This window comes from Halomonas pelophila, assembly GCF_040196315.1.
GTDB lineage: Bacteria > Pseudomonadota > Gammaproteobacteria > Pseudomonadales > Halomonadaceae > Halomonas > Halomonas pelophila.
Map to the genome: position 1 here is coordinate 45,359 of NZ_JBEGCI010000008.1, position 26,252 is coordinate 71,610.

At 65.9% G+C, this 26,252-nt stretch carries 21 protein-coding genes; 4 read left to right on the top strand and 17 right to left on the bottom strand.

From position 1 onward, the window contains the following. Positions 1-589: 589 nt before the first annotated feature. From ABE957_RS10380 to ABE957_RS10405, 6 genes are all read right to left on the bottom strand, one after another. The gene (locus ABE957_RS10380) at positions 590-3,421 is read right to left on the bottom strand and encodes a YfjI family protein (RefSeq protein WP_349758608.1); all 2,832 of its coding nucleotides are present in this window, start codon (positions 3,419-3,421) and stop codon (positions 590-592) included. Positions 3,422-3,478: 57 nt separating this feature from the next. Beyond that, the gene (locus ABE957_RS10385; RefSeq protein ID WP_349758609.1) at positions 3,479-3,670 is read right to left on the bottom strand and encodes a hypothetical protein; all 192 of its coding nucleotides are present in this window, start codon (positions 3,668-3,670) and stop codon (positions 3,479-3,481) included. Positions 3,671-4,185: 515 nt separating this feature from the next. Continuing rightward, entirely contained in the window at positions 4,186-4,884 is a 699-nt protein-coding gene (locus ABE957_RS10390) for a hypothetical protein (protein WP_349758610.1), read from the bottom strand. Positions 4,885-4,999: 115 nt separating this feature from the next. Beyond that, on the bottom strand, positions 5,000-6,349 hold the full coding sequence (locus ABE957_RS10395) for a site-specific integrase (RefSeq protein ID WP_349758611.1): 1,350 nt from the start codon (positions 6,347-6,349) through the stop codon (positions 5,000-5,002). Between the two features lie 524 nt (positions 6,350-6,873). After that, entirely contained in the window at positions 6,874-7,149 is a 276-nt protein-coding gene (locus ABE957_RS10400; protein ID WP_349758612.1) for a hypothetical protein, read from the bottom strand. Positions 7,150-7,246: 97 nt separating this feature from the next. Then, the gene (locus ABE957_RS10405; protein WP_349758613.1) at positions 7,247-8,155 is read right to left on the bottom strand and encodes a LysR family transcriptional regulator; all 909 of its coding nucleotides are present in this window, start codon (positions 8,153-8,155) and stop codon (positions 7,247-7,249) included. 164 nt (positions 8,156-8,319) lie between these two features. Between ABE957_RS10405 and ABE957_RS10410 the strand changes: the two genes are divergently transcribed. The 3 genes from ABE957_RS10410 to ABE957_RS10420 all read left to right on the top strand — a co-directional run bounded on the left by ABE957_RS10410 (position 8,320) and on the right by ABE957_RS10420 (position 11,454). Next, a complete protein-coding gene (locus ABE957_RS10410; protein ID WP_349758614.1) occupies positions 8,320-8,802 on the top strand; it encodes a DoxX family protein in 483 nt (160 codons plus the stop codon). A gap of 217 nt (positions 8,803-9,019) precedes the next feature. Continuing rightward, positions 9,020-9,829, top strand: coding sequence for a DODA-type extradiol aromatic ring-opening family dioxygenase (locus ABE957_RS10415; RefSeq protein ID WP_349758615.1), 810 nt, complete (start codon positions 9,020-9,022; stop codon positions 9,827-9,829). A gap of 371 nt (positions 9,830-10,200) precedes the next feature. Further along, positions 10,201-11,454 (top strand): methyl-accepting chemotaxis protein, encoded by a 1,254-nt coding sequence (locus tag ABE957_RS10420; RefSeq protein ID WP_349758616.1) that lies wholly within the window; start codon positions 10,201-10,203, stop codon positions 11,452-11,454. Positions 11,455-11,466: 12 nt separating this feature from the next. On the opposite strand, the gene ABE957_RS10425 is transcribed toward ABE957_RS10420, so the two are convergent. From ABE957_RS10425 to ABE957_RS10450, 6 genes are all read right to left on the bottom strand, one after another. After that, on the bottom strand, positions 11,467-13,203 hold the full coding sequence (locus ABE957_RS10425; RefSeq protein ID WP_349758617.1) for a putative bifunctional diguanylate cyclase/phosphodiesterase: 1,737 nt from the start codon (positions 13,201-13,203) through the stop codon (positions 11,467-11,469). Then, positions 13,193-15,817: a GAF domain-containing protein gene (locus ABE957_RS10430; protein ID WP_349758618.1), complete on the bottom strand. Its 2,625-nt coding sequence runs from the start codon at positions 15,815-15,817 to the stop codon at positions 13,193-13,195. The genes ABE957_RS10425 and ABE957_RS10430 overlap by 11 nt, the downstream gene beginning before the upstream one ends. A 329-nt stretch (positions 15,818-16,146) precedes the next feature. Further along, a complete protein-coding gene (locus ABE957_RS10435; RefSeq protein WP_349758620.1) occupies positions 16,147-17,109 on the bottom strand; it encodes an electron transfer flavoprotein subunit alpha/FixB family protein in 963 nt (320 codons plus the stop codon). 42 nt (positions 17,110-17,151) lie between these two features. Then, on the bottom strand, positions 17,152-17,913 hold the full coding sequence (locus ABE957_RS10440) for an electron transfer flavoprotein subunit beta/FixA family protein (RefSeq protein WP_349758621.1): 762 nt from the start codon (positions 17,911-17,913) through the stop codon (positions 17,152-17,154). Between the two features lie 10 nt (positions 17,914-17,923). Beyond that, positions 17,924-18,595, bottom strand: a complete 672-nt coding sequence (locus tag ABE957_RS10445; RefSeq protein ID WP_349758622.1) for a TetR family transcriptional regulator — start codon at positions 18,593-18,595, stop codon at positions 17,924-17,926. Positions 18,596-18,670: 75 nt separating this feature from the next. Next, complete coding sequence (locus tag ABE957_RS10450; RefSeq protein WP_349758623.1) at positions 18,671-19,438, bottom strand: SDR family oxidoreductase; 768 nt, start codon at positions 19,436-19,438, stop codon at positions 18,671-18,673. Between the two features lie 226 nt (positions 19,439-19,664). On the opposite strand from ABE957_RS10450, the gene ABE957_RS10455 reads away from it, so the two are divergent. Beyond that, complete coding sequence (locus ABE957_RS10455) at positions 19,665-20,897, top strand: MFS transporter (protein ID WP_349758625.1); 1,233 nt, start codon at positions 19,665-19,667, stop codon at positions 20,895-20,897. 111 nt (positions 20,898-21,008) lie between these two features. Here the strand turns inward: ABE957_RS10455 and ABE957_RS10460 are convergent, their stop codons facing one another. The 5 genes from ABE957_RS10460 to ABE957_RS10480 form a co-directional block, all read right to left on the bottom strand. Next, positions 21,009-22,211, bottom strand: a complete 1,203-nt coding sequence (locus tag ABE957_RS10460; RefSeq protein ID WP_349758626.1) for an acetyl-CoA C-acyltransferase — start codon at positions 22,209-22,211, stop codon at positions 21,009-21,011. A 278-nt stretch (positions 22,212-22,489) separates the two neighbouring features. After that, positions 22,490-22,972: a MaoC family dehydratase gene (locus ABE957_RS10465; protein ID WP_349758627.1), complete on the bottom strand. Its 483-nt coding sequence runs from the start codon at positions 22,970-22,972 to the stop codon at positions 22,490-22,492. A gap of 10 nt (positions 22,973-22,982) precedes the next feature. Beyond that, a complete protein-coding gene (locus tag ABE957_RS10470) occupies positions 22,983-23,768 on the bottom strand; it encodes an SDR family oxidoreductase (protein ID WP_349758628.1) in 786 nt (261 codons plus the stop codon). A 131-nt stretch (positions 23,769-23,899) separates the two neighbouring features. After that, positions 23,900-25,111: an acyl-CoA dehydrogenase family protein gene (locus ABE957_RS10475; protein WP_349758629.1), complete on the bottom strand. Its 1,212-nt coding sequence runs from the start codon at positions 25,109-25,111 to the stop codon at positions 23,900-23,902. Beyond that, a complete protein-coding gene (locus ABE957_RS10480; protein ID WP_349758630.1) occupies positions 25,102-26,238 on the bottom strand; it encodes an acyl-CoA dehydrogenase family protein in 1,137 nt (378 codons plus the stop codon). The genes ABE957_RS10475 and ABE957_RS10480 overlap by 10 nt, the downstream gene beginning before the upstream one ends. Positions 26,239-26,252 lie beyond the last annotated feature (14 nt).

The window sequence follows — 26,252 nt, forward strand, 5'->3', positions numbered from 1 at the left end:
GGTGGCGTGGCGGAGGGTGAAGCCTGCCTCCAGCCGCGCCTGAGCCGCCACGACGGCTGCGGCGAGTTTGTCGGTGAAGTACCAAGGTGGTGGAGCTTGCCGTCAAGGGTGATATGCACCTGCCACTCCTCCCGTCGGGCATTCCAGCATACGCCGGTGTATCCGCTGGTGTTGGTGCATCTCCCCCGTTGGTTGCGAGAGGTGCTTTGACGGGGCCCGTCACGGAAGTTGGCAAGGCGAAGGTCCCACGGGATGCCGTTTCGAGAGCTGATCTCGCCGGAAGGGTCCACTCCGTGGACCAGTTTCCAGATGATCCGACTGGCGAGGTACTCCGACCCGCCGAGGCTCATGAGGACACTAGACGGAATACCGTTGGGCCGACGGCGCCGGCATCCGGCTTCGGCGCCAGCCAAGTCCAGTCTTGTTCTCCAGCCGACTCGCCGGGTTAGCCGACCGGTTTGGGGGTCATATTCCAGCAGCTCGCATAGTTCTGCTTGCGTGTGGGGGATTTCCTTTCTGTAGGCCATTATCGTTCTCTCTAGGTCATGCCTTAGGCTGCCAGCCCCCTGGCAGCCTCCCGGGTCTCGTCTCAGTGCAGCCAGTCGTCATCGTCGTCAGGTAGCCCTTCGCTGGGAGCAGAGTTCGGGGTGTTATCCGCAGCAGCGTCAGGTGGGACGCCCCGTAAACCCCGTAAAGCCCGTTTAGGGGGGTTACGGGGGGTGTCACCCGCCGCTTTTGAGTGATGTTCTGCACTCGTCACGAGACTGGGATGCCAGTAGTAATCGACACGGGGCCGACCACCGGTCCGCGTCTCGATAGGTGTCAGGTAGCCGTGGTCTTCGAGCAGGTCGAGGGCGGCCCCGACGGCTTCGGTGGTGTCCAGTCCCGCCCAGCCGCGCTGCTGAACCTGTTTCGCCTTGAACGGCTGGGGGAGCTTCTCTCTCCGGCTCAAGATCAACTTGGCCCCCAACACGTTCTGGCTTGTGGCGGCGCTATAGAGACGCTCAGCATGTCGGCGTAAGAGATCCGCCCATGCCAAGGCCTTCAGTGTCGCGTCGTAGCCGACCGCCTCTTCCTCACCGTTCACCAGGGCAAACAGCAGAGCTAGGGAGCAGACTGTCTTGGGCATCTTCAGCAGGTGGGCTTCCATGGCAGGGGGCAGGTCCCCACTTCGTGCCTCGCGGTGCAGGGCTTCCGACCAACGGATGAACTCGGCCTGCGCCTCCTGGGAGAAGTGTCGGTGGGGTGGTTCGCCATCTTCGGGTGGGGCCGGCAGCGCGTGCAGCTGGTAAAAGACTCCTTGATACCTTTCTCTCGCCTGGCGGGAGGGTGGTCGATCCACCCAACGCCAGGACGGTACGGGGTCGGGATGCACGGCTAGTTGGAAACGCTGTAGCAGGCCGTCGTCGTCTGTGCCTCGGGTTGTTCCGCGCACCAGCTTGGCGATCCTCGCAGGCTGGATGCCGCCGATGATCGACAGGATGCAGTGTTCAACCGCTACTGTCCCCCTGCCGATTCGGTCGTAGGTGTACCGTCCGCTGCCGTTGAAACACTCCAGGTAGAAGGCTCGGTCGCTGGCGTATTCCTCCTGCTGCATCTTGGCCACCCAGCCATACAATTCATCACGCAACAGCAGGACCCCATTGGGGTTCTCGTTCAGTTTTTCGCCCAAAGCCTCGACGGTAGCGTCGTTGACGATCAGGCGCGGCGGGTGCTCGGGTGGCTCCGCCAGGGAGTCCACCTCCTCCAGAACGGTTTTGGCCTCGTCGCTCTTGCCTTCAGCGACCAGCTTCTCGGCCCGCTTCTTGGCGGCCTTGTGCTCCATCTCGGCGATTTCGGCATCACCTATGTGGATGGCTTGCATTTGCTCGTGAGCGCGACGGGCATCAGCCTCGATGTCATCTAGGGGGAAGCGCATGGCTCCGAGCGCCGGAGACTTCATTGCGGAAGGCCCGCCAATCAAGGCGCCCCATAGGTTCGCCGTGATCGTCCAGTCGTCGTGCTGCTTTGGACGCATCAGGATCTTGCGCCCTACCACGGCGGCCAGGCCGACCAGCGCGGCTACGGCGCAATACTCAATAGGCGACTGCTGGCGATGGGCTACATCCTCTGCATAGCCCCGCAGGGGGGCAGGCAGCAGCTTCTCGGCGTCGAAGGGTGGCACTGGCGGCATGGGGTCAGGCAAGGGGCGGGGCTGCCTCTCGGCAGCCTGATCAGCCTGGCTAGCGAACTCCTCCTCGGGCGAGGGATGGGACTGTGCCTGCATGAAGGCCCGCTGGTTGTGCATGGAGAGGGTGACGCCAGGCTCCACCTGAAACATGTCGCCCACCGCCTTCAGGGCGGCGTTGCGGTCTCCATCGTGCTCGAAGTAAACGAACAGATCGAAGGCATCCCCCCAGCAGCCGACGGCCGTAGCGTCGGTGGTGCCGATACCGGCCTCCACGTCGCTTGCATGGAACGAGTGCCAGTGCTGGCCATCATCGGACAGGGTGATGCCGTACGTCCCGGACGTGCTGATGGGTGACCTGCCGCGCCGGCCATGCCAGGTGGCACCGAAGGACTCCCACACCTCGCGCAGAGAGTATGCGGCGTTGTAGGCGTCGATAGGCGAACGCTCGCCGGTCTGTTCCTGACGCTGCTGGCGCTCCTTCAACTTCCGGGCGGACTCTTCCTGGCGACGGCGTTGGGATGCCTCATGGTCGGCCAGCTTCGCCTCCTTGGCTGCCAGCTCTTCGCCGAACTCCGCTTGCCAGTCGAGGGTGCCCAGGAACTCCATCGTCGCGGTCTCGTAATACTCTCCCCGGTTGGGGAGGTAGTGCAGTTGTGCGGCCCGCTCGGTCGCGCGATCAGGGGTGAGCCCCCCTGCTTCCAGGCGGTCGTTGAGGCATGCCTGCAAGAGCTCATACCGGCGGCCATCTATCGGCGTGGCCAAAGGGATCAGGGTGCGCGACTTCGGCTCATCCCACTTGGCGCTCCGGCTGGTGTAGGTGCAAACATCGGCCCTGACCAGGTTGGAAATACGCACCACCGCATCCTTCACAGGAGGCGGGTCACGATCCAGATCGACTGCCAGCACATGAAAGCGGCCCTTCTGGCGTTGCTCTTCAAATGTCCGTGACGGGTGCGTCGAGAAGATGGCCCATTGGGCTCCACTCTTGGGTACGTTCTGAGGGTTTTTCATCCGCTCAATGATGTCGGTCCACTTGATATCGACGTAGGGGCGGCGTTGATCTTCCGACTCATTTTCAGCGCTGTGATATTGGCCATATCCCGAACAGAAGGCAGCAGATATGAAGCCCTCATCAGCCATAAATAGGCTAGAATTTCGGCCATCATCTTCGGCACAATGCAAAAGGATATCGCATGTATCACCATGCACTTTCCCTCCGCCAATGGCGGGATTTCTTCTACCATCAACCATCGATAAACTCCGTATTTTGAAACTTCCTGTCAGGATTTTCTCGTACGTATCGATGCGTCATCGTTGCTTCCTCTTTCTCGCTTTTGCCGCTGCCTTCCTCGCCTTTTTCTTCTTCATCTTTTCTGTCTTCGTCGGCACCGATGGGATCGCATCCCCCGATAACCAGAACCTAGATCTGCGCGCACGACGTCCCTCAAAAGCCAAACTGGTGGGCAATGAGGGGCCTGGCAGTTTTTTCCAGCGGCTCATGACAGAAACTCCTGGTGGCCTTCACTTTCCGTCTCCGGTGTGTGGAGGCGGGCCATAATTGCCTCGGCATTCGAGTGATAGGTAGGGGGTGCATCGTCTAGCCAATCCAGCACGTCCTTGAGTCGGTAACGGACGAGGCGCCCTCGCTTGATGAAAGGAGGTGCAGGTCGCCCCAGGAGCTGTCCGGTTCTGCGAGATTTCCTCGCAGTGGCCGGCTGGGCCGGTATCAGTCCAGGGAAGACGGCCACTTCGGGAAGTTCTATCAGGGCAGGATCAAGTCCAGCTTGGTAGCGAGTCAGGGCATCGGCGACAATGTCGCCGGGTTCTTTGCGCTTGGTGGGCATAGAGGCGTCCCTATGTGGGTGAGTGGCGCCTCTAGGATGGGAGTGAGGGGAACCCTGAGGGCAATACCCTGAGGGCTGAGGGTAGCTACTCCATAGCACCCTCAGGGTGGCTAAAAACCCGCGTGGTTGATGGGTTTCTTACCCTGAGGCTAGACATTAGTACTATGAGTGCTACATCACATCTTCATCGTTACGTGCGGCAACTAATGTCGCTGCGAGCGCGGTACGCTCGGAGAGGTCATGTGTCTTCATAGCCTCCCGTATGATGGCTTTCTGGTTCGGACGATGCTTGCCCGTGTGAGGGTCAAAGCCGCCCCAGTGGTTACACTGGATCTCGTTGACTATTTTCGTCAGCTTCGTGGGATATAGTGGAGCAAGACAGCTGAGCCTATGAATCTCGGCATTAGCCTCTTCGAGCTCCGTCTTTAACTCCAAAATGCGGGCTTTCAGTTGCGATATTGAGCCGTCATATTGGGTTTCATGCTTGGCGGAATCACCGTCTTTACCCTTGAGCGAACACGGCGTCGTGTCGAGGGGAATGCCTGCCTCATCCAGGAGGGTTTTAATCTCTTCGCGACGAAACAGGATCATCCGATAAGCCCTGCTTGCGTCGCTGTCGAGGCGCTTCTCTTTCATCCCCTCATGCAGTGCCTTCCAGGCGCCCTGGGGTCGGACCATTTTTCGGGGCCTTAGCTCTCCTGCTCCGTACAGGGAAAGTGCCCCATGTCCAACGGCAGGGGTAAGCAACTCGTCTACGACGAGCAATGCCTTCTCCAACGGGCACCGATATTTTTCGGAGATGCTCCGGAGAATATCCTCCAGAGTGATGAAGTCGCGATAGTGCTTCGCGACTACGGCTTCCAATGTCATCGTCTTGGGACTCCGTTCAATGCTACAGGTGAAGCAGGAAGCTGACAGGCGTGGTGAAGCAACCATGCTTCCGAGTGATCGGTGCTAGCCAGCTAATGGGGTGAGGTCAGCCTTATCAAACAACAGTCAGCGGCGTGTCATTGCCGGTAGCGCTCCCCTGCTTCCTAGCTGTCCTGGCGAACGTTTCCACGGCATCTCGCTTGTGGTCAGGGGCAAGGTGGGAGTAGTGCGCGATGGTGGTCTGAATGTCTGAATGAGACATCAGCTTGGATACGGTCAACAGGTCGACGCCGGCCATGACCAACTGGGACGCGAAGTTGTGCCGCAGACTGTACAACAGAAGATCGTGCGGCAGCCCGGCCAGCTGGCGCACGTTTGCCCACGGCCTTTGCATCGCCGTCTGGCTCATACGCTTGCCGTTTCGTGCGGACGGAAATACCAGGCCAGTCTTAGGCTGACCCTGTTGCCTGTGCCATGTCTTGAGCACGTCCGACGCTGCGCTGGACAGCGGGAAGGACATCGGCTCCGGATGATGGTGGGCGGTCTTCTCAATCACCTTACGGATGGTGCGGAAGTCCAGGTTGACGTGCTCCCAGCGCAGGCCGAACAGGTCACCAGGCCTGAAGCCGGTGTAATACATGGTCAGCACCCACGGCACGACGTGATCCACATAGGTGAGATCATCCAGGTTAGGCAGGAACGCCTTACCGTGGCCCCGGCTCTGCCGACGCTGCTCGCGCTTTCGATCCTGGTAGGCATCCAGGCCTTGAAACAGCGCTTCCACCTCCTTCGGCTCCAGATACCGCCGTTGGGCCGCCTGAACAGCCATGTCTTCCTCAGTCATGGCGGGCTTTTGTAGCTTCACCCCAGACAGCGGGTTGACTGGTATGACCTTGCGCTCGGCTGCATGCGCCAGCATGGCATGCATGGCGTCATAGGATCGCTTCAGGCTACTGAAGGCCAGCGGCGTGTCCTTTGCTTCCTGCTCGGCCTGCCAGCGCTCCACATCGGCACGTGAAAGGCTACCCATCGGCTTGTCCAGCCAGCCAGCGAAGTCCTTCTCGATTCTGCGCAGCGTGCCCTTGCCATCCTTCTTGCGATGCTGGAACGCCGTGTAAGGGCCTTTCAGGTATACGCCTAGGGTTTGCTGCTGCTGGCGCTTTGCTTCGGCCTTGGTCTCGTCTATCTCGGCTTTCGGATCGCCGCCCTGGGTTACGGACGCCAGTAAATCCCGTGCCCGTTGACGAGCCTCAGCCGCCGTCAAGGGGTCACCGTAGCGGCCAAGGGTCATCATGCGTCGCTCGCCCGCCTTGGTACGGAAATGGAGACGAAAAGCTAGGCCACGCTTGGTGGCTCGCACATGGAATCCGTGAAGCTCGGTATCCCACACGTCGACAGTGGGCGGCTGCTTAGCCAGTTGGGCTAATGCCTTGGTTGTGAGCTTCATCTTTGTGATGCCTGCCATGATGTCCTGATTCCCAGGTGACAAATAGGTGACAGGTACAGGCTATATTGCGCCACATTGAGCCACAACCACAACACACTAATACTTTCGTAACCCTAGGTTTTGTAGGGTATAAATGGAACTCTTAGCTAGTTTCTGTTCATGCTCACATGTCCTGAAAACGGAATGGGGTTGCAAAGGTCGCAGGTTCGAATCCTGTCGCTCCGACCACGACTATCAGAGAAACCGCCACTTACGGATCATGCCGGGTGGCGGTTTTTCGTTGTGGTTCTCCATGGATTTAGTATGGGTTCCATACGGTGGCCACGAACAGGGCCAGGCCTCGGACTGGATGAGCCAGTCGACGATCTGCCAGTCGCGCTTCCAGCCCAGGGAGTTCCTGCTCGGAGAGCGGCTGCGCCGTTCGGGTCTCGTCATAGCTGCGTTGCGGGTCATGGGGCGCGCCGAGATAGGCGGCCTGGCTTTGCGCGCTAAGGGTGGCGGTGGGCGGGGCGGTCCAGCGTCCTGACGGCTATTTGCTTCACTTACTGTTTGCTTCGCTTCGCTGCCCGGAGAAGCTCGTTCTGCTCCCTGAGAAGGGCAAGAATTTCTTCGTTCTGTGCCTGCAATCTCGGCATGACCGTCGAGATCACTTTCGGTGGAGCGTCCTCGGGCATGGCTGTCATCATCCGCTCGAACATCGAAGGCCGCATGCTGCCTGGGGCGTGCTTTCGTGTCTTGCGGTGATTCAGAAGATAACCACCCGCGACCAGTGCCGCGCAAGACAGCACAACGCCAATAGATTTGCGTTGCATCTTCATCTCCCTTTTCTTTTGGGTCCAAGCCATGGACAGGCATCAGGACTGATTGAAGCCGCCAATCCTGTGCTTGCCGACAAGACCCTCGATCTCCCTTGCGTCAATCAAATCTGTCCCAGAACGGCGGTTCGCCGAAATAGCCCTCCAGGAAGTCGATGAAACAGCGCACCTTGCTCGCCAACAGCTGACGGTGGGCGTACACCGCATAGAGCGACATCGGCTCGGGCGCGTGCTCCGGCAGGATGACCCTCAGTGTTCCTGCCTTGATCGCGGGGCCGGAAATGAAGGTGGGCTGCAGGGCGATGCCGGCGCCGGCGATGGCCGCCTCGACCAGCACGTCCCCGTTGTTGCTCACCATATCACCGCCGTGATGCGGGTCTCGGCTCGACAGCCATCTGGATATCGTCTCGCCGGCCGCCAGTTCCATATAGCTATAGCGCAGATAGCGATGCGCTTCGAGATCTTCCAGGCGCCGAGGGGTGCCATGCTGCTTGAGGTAGGCCGGCGACGCACACATCAGCAGGCGGACCGGCGCGATGCGCCTGGCGATCAGCGAGGAGCTCTTCAGGTGACCGATTCGTAGTGCGATATCGAAGCCCTCCTCGACGATATCGACCTTGCGGTCATTCAGCTGCAGGTCGATGTCGACGGCGGGATGGGCACGCTGAAAGTCGCTCAGCAGTGGTGCCAGGTGGCGAATGGCGAAGGACACCGGCGCACTGATCCGCAGCCGCCCCTTGGCCTGGGTGTGCAGGTCACCGAGCTGGTGCTCCATGTCATCGATGTCGTTGAGCACCTGCAGGGCGCGCTGGTGATAGCGTGCCCCCGCTTCGGTCAGGTGGACCTTGCGGGTGGTGCGGTTGAGCAGGCGCACGCCCAGATGCTGCTCGAGCTGGGAGACATATTTGCTGACGAGCTGTGGAGAGGTCTCCAACCGCTCGGCAGCACGCGTAAAGCTGCCTTCCGTCACCACCGTGACGAAGGCCCGCATGGCATCGATACGGTCCATCGGCTCTTCCTGACGTTGTGCTTATCCCGATTATCAACGCTATGTTGATGAACAAGCAATAATTGTCGCCTTAGTCTTTCAATCGGATGTGAGTAGAGTGGCTGCATCGACCGGGGCGACGGCCTCGATCACCCACCCACAACGAAAGCATCGAGGTGACTCTCATGAATACGCAATTCGCCAAGGCCCTGTTCCACTCCCGCGGCGGTGTTGCCGCCATGGTTCTGCGGGTGCCGGTCGGCCTGACCCTGGCCGCCCACGGCGCGCAGAAACTCTTCGGCTGGTTCGGTGGCTATGGGCTAGAAGGCACCGGCCAGTGGATGGCGAGTATCGGCCTGGAGCCGGGCACCCTGATGGCGTTAATGGCCGGTAGCGCCGAGTTCTTCGGCGGGTTGGCGCTGGTGCTGGGCCTGCTGACCCGTCCGGCGGCGCTGGTGTCGGCCTTCACGATGCTGGTGGCGATCTTCACCGTGCATATCGGCAACGGCCTGTTCATGGCCAACAACGGCTACGAGTATGCCTTGACCCTGTTCGCCGTCACCTTGGCCCTGACCGTTCAGGGGGCGGGACGGTTCGCGCTGGATAACCTGCTGCTGGAGCGCTTCGCGGATACCCGAGCCCGGCAACCCGCCGTCGCCGGAGAGTGATCGTCCAGATGCCGCGCGACCCTCATCGCCTGACCGGCCCTCCTCATATTTGGGGAGGCCCCTCGCCACAGGAGAACAGGATCATGCTGGTAAACGGAGTCTGGCAGGAGAACTGTCAGCCGGTGCAGGATGAGCAGAGGAGCCGCGCTGGCCCGGCGAGATCTGATGAAATCCGAACGGTTCACGAACACATTACGAGATGGGAGAAGCGACAGTCATGAGCACCACGACCGATGTTCTCTTCATCGCCCATGGCGGCGGCCCGATGCCGCTGCTGGGAGATCCGGACCACCTCGAGATGGTGGAGCGGCTCACGGAGCTCGCTGGCCGGCTGCGCAAACCCGCCGCCATCCTGGTCATCAGCGCCCACTGGGAGGAAGCGCTGCCGACGATCACCTCGGGGGCCAGGCCGCCGCTGATCTACGATTACGCCGGCTTCCCGCCCGAGGCCTACGAGATTGCGTATCCCTGCCCGGGTGAGCCGGCACTGGCGCGGCAGGTCCACCAGGCGCTGGAGCAGGCCGGGATACCTGCGCGACTCGATGATCAGCGGGGCTTCGATCACGGGCTGTTCGTGCCGCTCAAGCTGATGTACCCCGAGGCCGACATCCCCTGCGTGCAGCTGTCGCTGGTGAACAGCCTGGATGCCTCGACGCATCTGGCCATCGGGCGTGCGTTGCAGGCGCTGGACATCGACGACCTGCTGGTGATCGGGTCCGGGTTTTCCTTCCATAACATGGGCGCCTTCTACACGCCCGACACCCCGGCCATTCGGGCCCGCAACCAGGCCTTCGAAGACTGGCTCGAGGAGACTTGCGCCAGTGGGGAGATCGAGGAGGCGGAACGAGCCGAGCGACTGACACACTGGGAGCAGGCCCCCCATGCCCGGTTCTGCCACCCCCGGGAGGAGCACCTGCTGCCGCTGCATGTGTGTGTCGGACTGGCGGAAAGGCCCTGCGATAGCCATGTCTCCGCCACGATTCTTCGAAAGAAAGCCGGGATGTTTTACTGGCGGCTCACCCCCTGAGCACGGTGAGCACCGGTGACCGTTAGCCCCGCGATGAACGATGCAGGGCTCTAGACACCGCTCTGTCGCCATCCCCGCCACTGCTACCGCCGCCCTCGCCGCGATGCCGACCGAGACCCGGCATCACGCCACCAGAAACCGGGCTCGCCTTCTCGCGCTCCTGCAGCAAGTATCGCCGTCTCTCCAGTCCTCTAAAAGATTTAGAGTTTCCTGATTCTTTATGCCTCGGCAGCATGACACCGCTCTTCGGTCCCGAGTCACGGCCACGTACGTCGGTCCGGCCCCACTGTCATTTCGCTCAAGCATTTCCCTCCATGGCCGATAACACCTGGACGCGGCGCTATCCGACAAACCGAACAGACTGGCCCTGAATGCTGACGACAATACGAAGAACCCCGCTGTACCGGGCCCTGACCGCTCATACGCCCAGTATCGTCTTCTCGCCCGACGGCGTGATCCTGGAGGCGAGCGCCCCTTTCCTCGCGGCGGTCGGCTATCGCCTCGACCAGGTGAAGGGGAAGCATCATCGCCTCTTCTGCCCTCAGGAGGTCCAGGACAACCCGGCCTATCGAAGGTTCTGGGAAGAGCTTGCCAGCGGCAAGAGTCAGGAAGGCACCTTCCAGCGCCTCGACGCCCACGGCGCGCCCCTCTGGCTCGAGGCCACCTACGTGCCGGTGAAGGGCGCCCGCGGGCGCGTCGCCTACATCATCAAGATCGCCAGCGACGTGACCCGGCAGCGCCACACCGCCGACGACCAGCAGGCGGTGCTCGGCGCCCTGAATGCGTCCATGGCCGTGATCGAATTCACGCCGGATGGCGAGATCCTGCGGGCCAACGACAACTTCCTCGCCACCATGGGCTATCGCCACGGGGACATCGCGGGTCGGCACCACCGAATGTTCTGCAGCGAGGCCTTCTACGCCGAGCACCCCGACTTCTGGGCCCAGCTTGCCGACAATGTCTTCAAGCAGGGGCGATACGAGCGCTTCGCCGCCGACGGCAGGTCCGTGTGGCTCGAGGCGACCTACAACCCGGTGACCGACGGCGACGGTCGGGTCACGCGCATCGTCAAGTTCGCCACGGACATCACCCCCGCTATCGAGTCGGAGGCCGCGGCGCGGCGCACCGTGGAGTCTGCCCGGGTGAGCGCCCAGCAGACCGAGACCATTGCGGCCGACGGCCTGACCCAGCTCGAGGAGGCGGTCGACTCGACACAGCGGGCCGGCGAGGAGATCCAGGCGGCACAGGAGATCATCTCGGCGCTGCAGGAGCAGGTCCGCACTATCAACGGCATCACCGATGCGATCTCACGGATCGCCCAGCAGACCAACCTGCTGGCGCTCAACGCGGCCGTCGAGGCCGCCAGGGCGGGCGAGCACGGTCGCGGGTTTGCCGTCGTGGCCAAGGAGGTGCGCGAGCTCTCCCAGGGCTCGACCCAGGCCGCCGAGCAGATCACCCGCGTGCTGAACGACAACAACGAGCGCATCGGCCTGGCCAATCGCAAGATCCTCGACGTCGTCGAGCACAGCCAGGTCAACCAGCAGCGGATCCACACCACCCAGGACGTCATCCGGGAAATACTCACCGGCGCACAGAGCGTCTCGGAGGCCATCCGGGAACTCTGACGGCCCCTCCCCTCAGCGGTATGCTTCGAGCACGGGCAGGAACGACTCGGCGGGCTGCGGGCGTGCGAACCAGAAGCCCTGGCCCATCTCGCAGCCCATGGCCGCCAGGCTGACGGCCTGGGCCGGTGCCTCGATACCCTCGGCGACCACCCGGCAGCCCAGCCCATGGGCCATGGCGACGATCGACTCGACCAGCCGATGGCTCTCGGCATCTTCCAGCAGGTGCGTCAGGAAGCTGCGATCGATCTTGATGGTTTCGACCGGCATCCGCCGCAGGTACGCCAGTGACGAGTGACCGGTACCAAAATCGTCGATGGCGATGCTGACCCCCAGGTCGGCCAGCTGCTGGAGCTGCAGGGTGGCGACCTCCAGGTCGGTCATCACGGCGGACTCGGTGACCTCCACCTCGAGCGCCGCGGGGGGCACGTCGTATCGCGCCAGAGCCTCTTGCACCTCGGCGACGAAGCCCGGCTGACAGAGCTGGTGGGCGGAGACGTTCACGGCGAGGCTGAACGCCTCATCGACCCGACCCGCCCGCCGCCAGTGGCTCAGCGTGGCGAGGGCGGATTCCAGCACCCAGGCCCCCAGCGCCAGGATATCGCCACTCGCCTCGGCCATCGGGATGAACTCGGCCGGCGAGACCATTCCCAACGTAGGGTGCGACCAGCGCACCAGCACCTCGGCGCCACAGATGTGCCCCGCAGCGAGCGCCACCTTGGACTGGTAGTGAAGCGAGGTCTCGCCGCGCGCGAAGGCCTGCGGCAACGCCTGGCGCAGCTGCATGCGTCGCTGTTCACCGGCTTCCAGCGCCGGGCTGTAGGCCTGAATGGCGCCTACCTCGCGCGCATGGGGCACCGCCAGCGCCGCCATGTGTACCAGCCGTTCCGGCTCCAGGCCGACTCCACCGGCGACGCCGATCCGGCCGTCGACCCGCAGCCGCACGCCGCTCGTGGCCAGGGGCCGTTTCAGCTCCCCGAGCACGCGGACCGCCAGCTGCTCGAGTTCGGCGGTCGAGGCGCGGGGCTGAATCAGCAACAGCTCATGACTGCCCCAGACCCCGACCACGCCCTGCTCGGGCAGGGCGTCCTTCAGGCGATGGGCCAGCTCGTGCAGGAAGGCCTCGGTCACCCGGTGCCCCTGATAGCGCATGATGGCGTCGATCCCTTCCAGCACGATGAACAGCACGCCTGCCTCCATGCCGTCTCGCTGCCACTCGCCGAGGGTCGCCGTGAGCCCGCGACGGTTCGGCAGGTTGGTCACCGGATCGGTGCATGAGAGCCGCTCCAGCTCCCGGGTGCGCTGGGCCACCAGGCGCTCCAGCGTAGCGGCCTGATCACGCCGCCACTGATAGCGGCTCTGGTCGCGCAGGGCGTTGTGAATGCGCGCCAGCACCTCCTCGTGGTCGAACGGCTTGGTCAGGAAGTCGCGCACGCCCATGGCCAGCGCCCGCCGGCGGGTGTCGTCATCGACCTGGGCGGTCAGCACGATGGTCGGCGGCGCCTCCACGGCGAAGGCCTGCTGCAACGCCTCGAGCACCGCGTAGCCATCCATGTGGGGCATGCGGATATCCAGCAGCAGCAGATCCGGCGCCTGCGCCTGACAGTGCGCGAGCACCTCGCGTGGATCGGTGAGGCCGGCGACCTGCTGATAGCCATGATCCTCCAGCAGGTCCTGGAGCAGCTCGACGTTGACGGCATGATCATCCACGACCAGCAGCCGCTTCTGGTACAGGGTGGGATCAGAAGGCATCCGGGTTTCCTTCCAGCGACGACAGGTGGCGAGTGAGGGTGGCGAAGAACGATGCGAAATCGAGGGGCTTGGTCAGGTAGTCGTCGAACCCCGCCGCCAGGCCGCGCTTGATGTCGGCCGGCATGGCGTTAGCGGAGAGCGCGATCACCGGCAGCCCCCGCGTAAGCGGCAGCCGTCGCAGTCGCTCCAGGGCGGCGTAGCCGCTCATGCCCGACAGATTGAGGTCCATCAGCACCAGATCCGGCGGCTCGGCCTCGATCTGTGCCAGGGCGAGCTCGGCGCTGGGATAGATCCGCAGCTCGCAGCTCGGCCAGTCCGCGAAGATATCCTCCATCAGGCGCTGGTTGGCGGGGTTGTCCTCGATGTAGACGATGCGTGCCGTGACCTCCTCCGGTGCGCCGGCACTGGCCTCCCCGGCCCGGCTCAAGGCGGGCTGACCCGTCTCGGCCAGCGCAAGACGGCAGTGGAAGGCACTGCCCTGTCCCTCGACGCTTTCGACCTCGATCGTGGCGCGCATCGCCTCGAGCAGCTGCCGCGTGATGGCAAGGCCGATGCCGGTGCCCTCGATCCCCCGACGCTCCGCTCCCAGCCGCTGGAAGGGCTGAAAGAGCAGCGCCAGATCCTCATCGCGGACCCCCTGGCCGTTGTCGCGCACAGTGAAGCGAAGACAATCCTCCTCCAGGGTGGCCTCCAGGCAAACCCAGCCGCCCGGGCGGTTGTACTTGATGGCGTTGCTGAGCAGGTTCAGCAGCACCTGCTTGAGTCGCGTGTAGTCGGCATGGACCGCCGGCAGCGGGCCGCCGATCTGCTGATGGATCGAGATGTCATGGGCCTGGGCCATCGCCTCCAGGGCGTGGGCGGCATCGTCTGCCACCTCAGCCAGCGAGATCGCCTCCATGGAGAGGTTCAGCTGACCGGCCTCGACCCGCGCCAGATCCAGGATCTGGTTGATCAGCTCCAGCAGATGCTGCCCGCTGCGCGCGATCTGGGCGACCTGGCGCTGCTGGCGAGCCTCCAGCGGGTGGCGCTTGCCACCGGCCAGCAGCTGGGCAAAGCCGAGGATCGCGTTCAAGGGGGTGCGCAGCTCATGGCTCATCGAGGAGAGGAACTCGCTCTTGGCGCGATTGGCGTGATCGGCGCTGTCCCGTGCCTCGGAGAGGGCCTCGATATAACCTTCGCGCTCCGCCATCTGCCGATAGAGGTTGATCAGCAGCGCGCAGGTCGCCGTGAAGGGCTCCAGCCAGTCCAGCAGGGCCTGATCATAGCGACGGCGACCATTGGCGATGGCGAACATCCCGATCGAGCGCTGGCCATCGAAGATCGGCACCCCCAGGTAGTTGTGCAGCGGCGGATGCCCCGGGGGAAAGCCGCTGCGATGCGGGTGCTCGTCGAGGTTGTCGGTCATCACCACCTCGCCGTGGGCAAACACCCGCCCCAGCAGCGAATCGGGGTTCGAGAGCGTCATGTCGCCGCTGCGCAGCCGCTCCATCAGCTGGCGCGACTCCTCGTTCCAGGAGAGGTCGGTGATGGCGTGGATCTTCAGCGCCGGCCGGCCCGCGTCCTCGATCACCTCACCGATCAGCGCGTACTCGCTGTCGGTGAGCTCGCGAAGCGCCTCCATCAGGAAGTCCCACAGCTGGTGCCCCGACATCAGCGCCTGGTAGTCGGTGATTCCGCGGTGCAACACGCGGATCAGGCGCGCCTGGCGCACCGCCTCGGTGGTGTCCCGCGCCACGCCCACCACGCCCCCGATATTGCCGTCCTCGTCACTCAACGGGCCGAGCTGCAGGTCATGATGGCGACCCTGTAGAGGCGGCAGCGACACCTGCTGCGGCGCCCCGCTGGCGATCACCTCGGCCTCCGCCGCGTCCAGGCGGGCCTGAACCTCGGCGGGCAACCGCGGCGCCCCCTCGCCCACCGCCGTGTCGGAGGTGCCCTCCAGCAGCAACAGGCACGCGGTATTGGCCGCCAGGTAGCGCCCGCTGCGGCTGCGGGCGTAAATGGGATCGCGGCTGCCGTCCAGAACGGCGCGCAGCAGCTGCCGCTCCTTGGCCAGCCGATCGCCGGCCTCGGAGAGGCGCAGGTTCAGCGTCACCAGCTCGCGCTGCTGAGCCTCCTGCTTCACCCGCAGCTGATGCTTTCTCAGCAGCGCTTCGACCTGGCTGGCCAACCGTCCCAGTAGCCGCCGCTCGCGCGCGGAAAACTTCCGCGGGCGAGTATCGATCAGGCAGAGGGTCCCCACGGCATGCTCCCCATCGGGAAACAGCGGATGCCCCGCATAGAAGCGGATGCCAGGCTCGCCGGTGACCAGGGGATTGTCCTGGAAGCGAACATCCTCGCAGGCATCCGGCACCACCAGCGGCTGCTGGTCGGCGACCGCATGGCCACAGAAGGAGACCTCCCGCGACGTTTCACGGACCTCCAGGCCGACACAGGCCTTGAACCACTGTCTATCCTCGGCCACCAGCGAGACCAGCGCGATGGGGACCTCGAAGAGCTCCTGCGCCAGCTCGACCAGCTGATCGAAGCCCGCATCGGGCGCTGAATCCAGCACGTCCAGCGCCGCCAGGGCGGCCAGGCGGTCGGTGTCATTCTCGGGAACGGGTGGCTGCATGGAGGGGCTCACGGTGGGGCATTAACGGCATATTGATACGCCGAACCTACCATGAATGGCGAAGAGTGTGAGGGGAAGAATCGGGGTAAGCATTAACGGACGTATCGAGCGGTAAACGCTCTCACCACGGCGATCATCGCTGGCGGCCATCCGCCACCCGGGCGTCACGGAGCGAGCGCGACCGGGGGCGGGATGACTCGGAACTTCTCTTAGATCGTGTCTTGGAACTTGTCTTGAAGTTTGCCTTCGCGCTCGGGCACGACCTCGAACGGGTCGCCCACCAGGCCAGAGACCGTCGAGAGGGCGACCTGGAAGAATCCGATCTAGCTCTATAACTTCTGCTCGAACTCCGGCAACACGTCGAACAGATCGCCCACCAAACCATAGTCCGCGACCTGGAAGATCGGCGCCTCCTCGTCCTTGTTGATGGCGACGATCACCTTGGAGTCCTTCATGCCGGCCAGGTGCTGGATGGCGCCGCTGATGCCCACGGCGATATAGAGCTCCGGGGCGACGATCTTGCCGGTCTGGCCGACCTGCATGTCGTTGGGCACGAAGCCGGCGTCGACCGCGGCTCTTGATGCGCCGATGGCCGCGCCGAGCTTGTCGGCGATGCCGTCGAGCAGCGTGAAGTTCTCGCCGTTGCCCATGCCGCGCCCGCCGGAGATGACCACCTTGGCGGCACCCAGCTCCGGCCGGTCGCTCTGCGCCAGCTCCTCCCCGACGAAGGTGGACTGGGCGTTGTCGGCCGCCCTTGTGAAGGACGGGTCCACCGCCTCGATGGCGGCGCTACCGCCCTGCTCTTCAAGTGAGGCGACCGCGTCGAAGGCGGTGGCGCGCACGGTGATCACCTTCAGGGCGTCGTCGCTCTGCACGGTGGCGGTGGCGTTGCCAGCGTAGATCGGCCGCTTGAAGGTGTCGGCGCTCTCCACCGCGATGATCTCGGAGAGCTGCGCCACGTCCTTCAGCGCGGCGACGCGCGGCAACACGTTCTTGCCGGTGGTGGAGCCCACCGCCAGCAGGTGGCTGTAGTCGTCGGCCAGTTCCGCCAGCAGCGCGCCCAGGGGCTCGGCGAGCTGGTGGGCGTAGGCGGCGTGATCGGCCACGCGCACGCGGCTGACGCCGTCGAGCTTGGCGGCCGCCTCGGCGATGGCACCGACGTTCTCGCCGGCCACCAGCACGTCGATGTCGCCGCCGCCCGCGTCGGCGATCTGCTGTGCCGCGGCGACCACGTGGGCGGTGGCGCCGGCCAGGGCGCCGCCGTGATGTTCGGCCAGGACCAGAATGCTCATGGGATGCGCTCCTTTCAAAGAACTGTTTTCAAGAAACTGTATTCAAAGAACCTTGGCTTCGTTCTTGAGCTTGTCGACCAGCTCGTCCACGGAGCTCACCTTGACGCCACCCTGGCGCTCGGCCGGCGGCTCGACCTTGACCAGCGTGACCTTCGAGGCCACCTCGATGCCGAGATCCGCCGGCGTCTTGACGTCCATCGGCTTCTTCTTGGCCTTCATGATGTCGGGCAGCTTGGCGTAGCGCGGCTCGTTGAGGCGCAGGTCGGTAGTGACGATGGCCGGCAGGGTCAGCGACACGGTCTGCAGGCCACCGTCGACCTCACGGGTCACCTGCGCCTTGTCGTCCTCGATGACCACCTCGGAGGCGAAGGTGCCCTGGGGCAGGCCGCTGAGCGCCGCCAGCATCTGGCCGGTCTGGTTGTTGTCGGTGTCGATGGCCTGCTTGCCGAGGATGACGAGTCCTGGCTGCTCTTCCTCGACGATCTTGGCCAGCGCCTTGGCCGCGCCCAGCGACTCGACGCGGGGGTCGGTCTCGGCCGACGTATCGACATGGATGGCGCGATCGGCGCCCAGCGCCAGCGCGGTGCGCAGCTGCTCCTGGGCGGCCTTGGGACCGACGGTGGCCACGACGACCTCAGTCGCCACGCCTTTCTCCTTCAGGCGCACGGCCTCTTCCACGGCAATCTCGCAGAAGGGGTTCATGGCCATCTTGACGTTGGTGAGATCGACGTCGGAGTTGTCCGGCTTGACCCGGATCTTGACGTTGTAATCGACGACGCGCTTGACCGTTGCTAAGACTTTCATCGTGTTTGTCCTATGTTGCTATCGAGATGCGTCCCTCGCCCGCCAGGCCGAGGCCGGTCGTGTCGGGCCCCTGTGCCGCCACCAGGTCCAGCAGCGTCGACAGTGTCTGCATGCCGTCCCGGCGCAGCGAGAAGGTGCCGCTCCTGTTCAACCAGTTGTGATAGATACCGCTCACCGTCGAGAAGACGATCCGCGTGACATCCTCGGCCGAGACGTCCGGACGCAGCCCCCCGCGCCGCTCGACCCGGACGAAGAAGGCCAGCAGGGCAGCGTGGAACTCCCCTGCCATCTCGTCGTGGATGCCCGCGGGGTCGAGGTCCTGCCGGGCCTCGCAGCGATAGACCAGCGTCGCGTGGACGCGGTGATGGCGCGGGGTGTCGAGCCGCTCGAGCCCCTGTTCGAACAGGGCCTTGAGACGTGCGATGGGGTCCTCGCCGTGATCATCGCGTTCACTGGAGGCGATCAGTTCGTGCACGGGCACCCGGGCGCGCTCCAGCACGGCGCGAAAAAGGTCGGACTTGTTGCGAAAGTGCCAGTAGACGGCGCCCCTGGTCATGCCCGCCTGACAGGCCACCCGCTCGAGCGACGCCTGCTGCACCCCGTGCTCGAAGAACACCTCCTCCGCCGCATCGAGCAACGCCTCGCGGGTTTCCGCGGCTTTGGCTTTGGTCTTCCTGGCCATTGCACTGCCTCGACAAGGACGGAGCGAAGCGCGCCCGGAGTCGACCGGCCGCGATGACGCGATGAACAGGGCCGATCAGAAGGTCGCTTCCTTCATCATGGCGTCCATGCCGCCATCGGCGTAGAGCACGGTTCCGTGGATGAAGCTGGCCGCGTCGGACTGCAGGAAGCCGACCAGCTCGGCGACCTCAGACGGCTGGGCGGCGCGGCCCAGCGGCGCGACGAAGTTCTTCACCGCCTCGCCGAAGCGCGGGTCTTCGCTCGAGGCCTTGTGCAGCGGCGTCTCCACCGCGCCCGGCGCCACGACGTTCAGGCGCACGCCGCTTGGGCCCCACGCCACCGCGCGGCGGCGCGCGAAGCGCGTGACGGCGTACTTGGAGGCCGCATAGGCGAGCTGGGGCTTGTCCAGGTCGCGGATCTGGGCGACGGCGGCCTCCTCGTCGCCGGCGAGCAGCGTCTCGACCAGCGGCACCTCCTGGCCGACCAGCTGGCTGGCCGCCACCGAGCCGATCACCAGGGCCGCGGGGGAGTGGCCGCGCTTGAGGTCATCGAAGAGCGCATCGAGCAGCGCCGTCACGGCGAAGTGGTTGACGCGCAGGATCAGGCCGCTGTCGGGGGCCGTCACGCCCAGCCCGGCACAGCACACCAGGCCGTCCAGCGTGCCGCCGGTCAGCGCGCGGATCTCGCGGATCGCCGCCTCGCGGCCCTCCACGGTCGAGAGATCGGCGGCGATCTCGGCGTCCTTCAAGTCCACGCCGATGACCCGATGGCCACGCTCCTTCAGCAGTTCATACACCGAGCGCCCGATACCCGAGGCGCTGCCTGTCACGACGGTGGTCGGCATAACGTCATCCTTATGGGGTGGTAATGACACGTCTGTTCATGGCGAATCATGCGTCGGCCCAGCATGCCCCGCGTCGTCCATGGGGACTAGGTGTCGGGCGCTGGTCCGAACGGACGATGCCTGCCTTCCCGCAGCGTTCGAGCATGCGATCATGGGGCCGCTGCAGCCTGGCTCGCCGCGGTCACGATCCCTCAACGCGATCCAACAACAAGATGAGGCAATGCCCATGAAATCCAATGCATCCGCCTGGTGCCAGGTCTTCGTCGCCTTCTGGATCCAGGCCATCGGCATCGGCTCGCTGGTCTATGCCTACGGCGTCGTCGCCGTCCCCCTCGCCGAGGCCTTCCAGCCGAGCCGCATGCTGCTGATGCTGGGCATGGCGGCGATGACGCTGTGCGCCGGCCTCTACTCCCCCTGGCTGGGGGCGCGCATCGATCACAGCTCCCTGCGCCGCCTGATGGCCATCGGCGTGGTGGCCATCGCCGCGGGCTACCTGCTGCTCTCGTGGGTCGGCGAGATGTGGCAGGTGCCGGTGATCTACGCGCTGCTGATGTCGTTCGGCTACGCCACTCTCGGGCCGCTGTTCGCCTCCACCCTGCTGTCGCGCTGGTTCAGCCAGCGACGCGGCCTGGCGCTCGGCATCGCCGGCATGGGCACCTCCTTCGGGGGCTTCTGCTTCCCGCCGTTGATCCAGCTGATGGTCGAGACCTACGAGTGGCGCACGGCCTTCCGCCTGCTCGCCCTGATCATCGTCGCCGTGGGCCTGCCGGTGGTGCTGCTGCTGACCTCGGACCACCACGCCCGCAAGCGCGCCGCCGTCGACCCCGACAGGCCGGTGATCGGCCCGGTCTTCGATTCGACCCAGGCGGTGCTCGGCAACCGTAACTTCTGGCTGATCGCCCTGTCGGTGGGCGTGCTGTTCGCGGTGTTCACCGCCACCGCCAGCAACCTGGTGCCCTTCGCCGTGGACCACGGCATCGAGAAGGACCGGGCCGCCCTGCTGATCGCGCTGGTCGCCGTCCTGGCGGTGCCCGGCACGCTGATCTTCGGCGCCCTCGCCGATCATCTCGATCTGCGCGCCGCGCTGGCCATGCTGATGAGCCTGATCGCCGTGGGGCTGCTGTGCCTGCTGAACGATCCGCCCTACGCGATGATGGTGGTAGGCAGCCTGCTGGTCGGCCTGGGCGGCGGCGGCATGATCCCGGTGTGGGGCGCGCTGCTGGCCAAGGTGTTCGGCCTGCTCGACTATGGCCGGGTGATGGGGCTGATGAACCCGGTACTGATGCTGTTCACCCTGGTGGCGCCGCCCCTGGCCGGCTACCTCCACGACCTCACCGGCAGCTACGACGCCGCCTTCCTCGGCTTCGCCGTACCGCTGGTCGCGGTCATCCTGCTGCTGCCGCTGATTCGCTTTTCCGCCGCCAAGGCCATCGGCGAGGCCAGCGCCCAACCCAGCTGAGCCTCACGGGACAGGGCTGGGCCGAAACGAACGGAAACACTCAACGCCAGGCGAAAAAAGGCCCCCATCCGAGGATGGGGGCCTTTGCGTAAGGGCGGGTAGTACCGCGATTCAGACCACCTCGAACAGCCCCGCCGCGCCCATGCCGCCGCCGATGCACATCGAGACCACCACGTAGCGCACGCCGCGGCGTTTCCCCTCGAGCAGGGCGTGGCCGACCATGCGCGTGCCGGACATGCCAAAGGGGTGGCCGATGGCGATGGCGCCGCCGTTGACGTTCAGCCGCTCGTCGGGGATACCCAGCACGTCGCGGCAGTGCAGCACCTGGCTGGCGAAGGCCTCGTTGATCTCCCACAGGCCGATGTCCGAGGCGGCCAGGCCGAAGCGCTCGAGCAGCTTGGGAATGGCGTGCACCGGGCCGATGCCCATCTCCTCGGGAGCGCAGCCGGCCACCGCGATGCCCTTGTAGATGCCCAGCGGCGCCAGGCCGCGGCGCTCGGCCTCGCCGCGCTCCATCACCAGGCAGGCCGCGGCGCCGTCGGAGAGCTGGGAGGCGTTGCCGGCGGTGACGTGCTCGCCCTGGGCGACCCACTGGCCGTCCTTCCACACCGGCTTGAGGGCCGCCAGGCTCTCTTCGCTGGTCTCGGGGCGATTGCACTCGTCGCGGGTGGCAGTGACCTCGCGGTGGCCCGCCGGCTGGCGCTGCTCATCGAACAGTAGCTGCCGGGCGGTGAGCGGTACGATCTCGTCGTCGAAACGCCCGGCCTGCTGGGCCGCGGCGGTACGCTGCTGGCTCTGCAGGGCGTAGCGATCCTGGGCCTCGCGGCTGATGCCGTAGCGCTTGGCGACGAGCTCGGCGGTCTCGATCATCGGGATATAGGCCGCGGGCACCGCCGCCTTGACCGCCTCGGACTGGGCGCGATAGGTGTTCTTGTGCTTGGTCTGGGTCAGCGAGAGCGACTCCACGCCGCCGGCCACGACGGTGGTCATCTCGCCGGTCATGATGCTGCGCGCGGCCACGCCGATGGTCATCAGCCCCGAGGCGCACATGCGATCCAGCGCCATGCCGGGCACGCTCTCCGGCAGGCCGGCGGTGTAGGCGCACAGCCGGCCGATGTTGTAGGCCTGGGTGCCCTGCTGCACCGCCGCGCCCATGATCACGTCCTCTACCGCACTCCCCTCGACCCCGGCCCGCTCGAGTACGGCACGCACCACGTGGCCGCCGAGCACCGGGGCCTCGGTGTCGTTGAAGGCGCCGCGGAATGACTTGGTCAGCGCGGTCCGCGCCGTGGAGACAATCACTGCTTCTTTCATCGAAGAACTCCTGAAATCCTGGTGTCAATCGGGCGGGCGTCTCCGTCGACAAGGCGGCGCGAGGGCGCTGTGACCCCCTCCCTGGGCGCTACTTTTGCCCTGCGGCGCTCTCGCATCCTGCGCCGCTTGCAGGGCCTGGGTTGGCCATCCATGGCCAACCCGCTCGGCGGGAAGAACATCCATTGGATGTTCTTCTCTTTCCGCCTCGCCCCTGGTCAAAAGACCCTCGCTGTGTCTTGCCCCCGGCGCCCACCCTGCTGGACGTTGGGAAAAATCGCTTACTGGCTGGGCTCCGCCACGCGGGTATCGAAGGTGTAGCGGCTGATGGTGTCGGCCACGCAGCCCGGCCGGTCGCTGCCCTCGATCTCCACCGTGACGCGCACGATGGTCTGTAAGCTGCCCTTGATCGGGGCCACCTCGAGTATCTCGCCTCGCCCGCGGATCCGGGCGCCCACCGGCACCGGCGCGGGAAAGCGGATACGGTCGCAGCCGACGTTGACGCCCATGGCGAGGTTGACCACCTCGATCAGCTGCGGCAGAAACAGGTTGACCAGCGACAGCGTCAGGTAGCCGTGGGCGATGCAGCCGCCGAAGGGGCCATCCTTGGCGCGCTCGGGGTCGACGTGGATCCACTGGTGATCGCCGGTGGCCTCGGCGAACAGGTCGACCCGCTCCTGGGTGATCGTCAGCCAGTCGGTGACGCCCAGCGACTGGCCCTGGGCGGCAAGCAGCGCCGCCGGGGTCTCGAAACGTGTGGTCATGAGGCCTCCTTCAGGCACGCTGGGAGCTGACCGAGAGCACTTCGCCGGTCATGTAGGACGAGTAGTCGCTGGCCAAAAACATCATCACGTTGGCCACCTCCCAGACCTCGGCGGCGCGGCCGAAGGCCTCGCGGGAGGCCAGCTCCTCGAGCAGCTCCGCGCTGGAGGCCTTCTTGAGAAAGTCGTGCAGGGCGATGGAGGGCGCCACGGCGTTGATGCGCACGCCGTGGTCGGCGGCCTCCAGGGCGCTGCAGCGGGTCAGCGCCATCACGCCGGCCTTGGCCGCGGCGTAGTGGGCCTGCTCTTTCTGGGCCCGCCAGCCGAGCACCGAGGCGTTGTTGACGATCACCCCACGGCCGCGGGCCTGCATCGCCGGCAGCATCGCCCGGGTCATGCGGAAGGTGCCGGTCAGGGTGATGTCCAAGACCCGCTGCCACTCGTCGTCGCCCATCTCGACCACCGCGGCCTGGCCGCCGAGGCCCGCGTTGTTGATCAGCACGTCGACGCCGCAGAGCCGCTCCTCGGCGGCGGCGATCAGCGCCTGCACCTCGTCCTCGACGGTGACGTTGCACAGCTGGCCGTAGACCGCCTCGAGGCCGGTCTGCTGCTTGAGCGCGGCGACCGCCTCCTCCAGGCGGCGCGGATGGATATCGGAGATCATCAGGGCCCGGCAGCCCTCCTCCGCGGCGCGGCGGGCGGCGGCGAAGCCGATGCCGGCGCCAGCGGCGGCGGTTATCAGCACGGTCTTTCCGGACAGCAGCTCGTGTCCGGGCACGTAGGGGGGCACTTGGGTCACGGCGTTGCACCTCTGTTCAGGATCGGGTCAGGGTCTCGCCCTCCGTTATAGGGGGCGGCGGCCCCTGCCGGCATCGTCAAAACGGACGTGCTCGCCGGTCGCACCGGCCACGATGGGTGCCGACAGGAGCGCTACGCCTGACCCCGCGGCTCACGCGGCATGCCGAGTCCGCGCTCGGCGATGATGTTGAGCTGGATCTCGTTGCTGCCGGCGTAGATGGTGTCGGCGCGGGTGAACAGGAACAGCTGCTGCAGGCGCCGGTGCGCCTCATCCTGCTCGTCGACCAGGTTGCCGGTGTGGCCCAGCACGTCCATGGCGAGCTTGCCGAGGTCGCGGTGCCAGTTGGACCAGTAGTACTTGTAGATCAGCGCCTCCCGGGAGAGCCCGCCCTGCTCGCCGCCGGCCAGCATGCGCAGGGCGTTGTAGCGCATCACCCGAAGCCCCGCCCAGGCGCGGGCGAGGCGCTCGCGCAGCGCGGGCGAGCGGGCGGCGCCGTTATCGCGGGCGACCCGGCAGATCAGCTCGACCTCCTGGGTGAAGTGCATCTGCTGGCCCAAGGTCGAGAGGCCACGCTCGAAGCCGAGCAGGGCCATGGCGATACGCCAGCCCTCACCCGGCGCGCCGACGATGTGCTCGGCCGCGGTGCGGGCATCGTCGAAGAACACCTCGTTGAACTCGCAGCCCCCGGAGATCTGGCGGATCGGGCGAATCGTCACGCCGGGCTGGTCGAGGGGCACCAGCAGGAAGCACAGCCCCTCGCGCCCGGTCGAGCCGGGCTCGCAGCGCGCCAGCACGAAGATCCACTGCGCCTCATGGGCCAGCGAGGTCCAGACCTTCTGGCCGCTGAGGCGCCACTCGCCCCGCGCCGAGTCGAGCTCGGCCCGGGTGCGCAGGGCGGCCAGGTCCGACCCGGCGCCCGGCTCGGAGTAGCCCTGGGCCCAGAACTCGCGCCCCTCGCGTATGCCGGGCAGGAAGCGGCGCCGCTGCTCGTCGGTACCGTGGGCGATCAACGTCGGGCCGAGCAGACCCACGCCGATGTGACCCATCCGCCCCGGCCCGCCGGCCCGGGCATACTCCTCGTGGAAGATCACCTGTCGGGCGACGTCGAGCCCGCGCCCGCCGTGCTCGACGGGCCAGCCCACGCAGCTCCAGCCGGCCGCCGCCAGGTGGCGCTCCCAGGCCTTGCGCAGGGCGGGATAGGCCTCCTCGTCGCCGGGCCCGCCGCGGTGGCGCAGCACGGCGAACTCGCCCGTCAGGTTGGCCGCCAGCCAGTCGGCGACCTCGCGGCGAAAGGCCTGCTCGGCGTCAGTGGTGGTGTCAGTACTCTCGACGCTCAGCGACATGGCGGCTCTCCCTCGGCGGGGCCGAGCAGCGTATCGGCGAGCTCGGCCAGCAGCGCATCGCAGCGTCCCAGCCAGGCGCCGTTGGCCTGGGCGCGCTTGAAGTAGAGGTGCGGATCGTACTCCCAGGTGAAGCCGACCCCGCCGTGGAGCTGGATCGCCTCCTGGGCACAGAAGAAGGCCGCCTCGTCGGCCACGCTCTTGGCCATGGCCGCCTCGCGCGGCGCCGCCGCGGGCTCCTCGGTGATCGTCGCCGCGGCGCCATAAACCGCCGAGCGCGCCTCCTCCACGCGCACCATCATCTCCGCGCAACGGTGCTTGATGGCCTGGAAGGCGGCGATGGGGCGGCCGAACTGTAACCGCTCGCCGGTGTAGGCGACGCTGAGCTCCAGGCAGCGCTGGGCCACACCGAGCTGCTCGGCGGCCAGCGCCAGACGGGCCAGGTCGCGGGCGCGCGCGAGGCCTTCGGCCACCCCCGCGCCCTCGCCGAGGCACTCCGCCGGAGCGGCCTCGAGGGCAAGGGATGCCACCGTGCGGGTCGGGTCCAGGGTGGTCAGGGCCTGGCGAGACACCCCGGGCGCGTCGGCGGCGACCCGGCAGAGCGCCAGGTCGCCGTCGATCCGCGCCGGTACCAGCAGCCAGTCGGCGCCGGCGCCGTCGAGCACGTAGTCGACCCGGCCAGTCAGCGAGAGCGACGCGCCGTCCCGGCGAGCCTCCACGCCGGTGGCGGCGCCGGGCTGCTGAAGGCCTGCCCAGGCTAGGGTGGCGCGCTGCTCGCCGGCGGCCAGCGCCGGCAGCCACTCACGGCGCGCCGCCGGGTCGGCGGCCTGCACCAGCGCCTCGCCGGCCAGCACGGCAGTTGCGAAGAGCGGCACGCAGGCCAGGTGCTCGCCCAGCGCCTCGAGCAGCAGCGCCTGCTCCAGGCGCCCCAGCCCCAGGCCGCCCTCGGCCTCGGGCAGCCCGATGCCACACCAGCCGAGCTCGGCACCGAGCCGCGCCCAGAGCGCGCCATCGAAGCCGCCGTCGTTCTCCATGGCGCGACGCACCGCCGCGGAGTCACTGAGCGCCGCCAGCACCTCCAGGGCGGCGTCACGGATCATCCGCTGCTCCTCGTTCAGGGCAAGCTCCATCGCTGCCTCCTTGG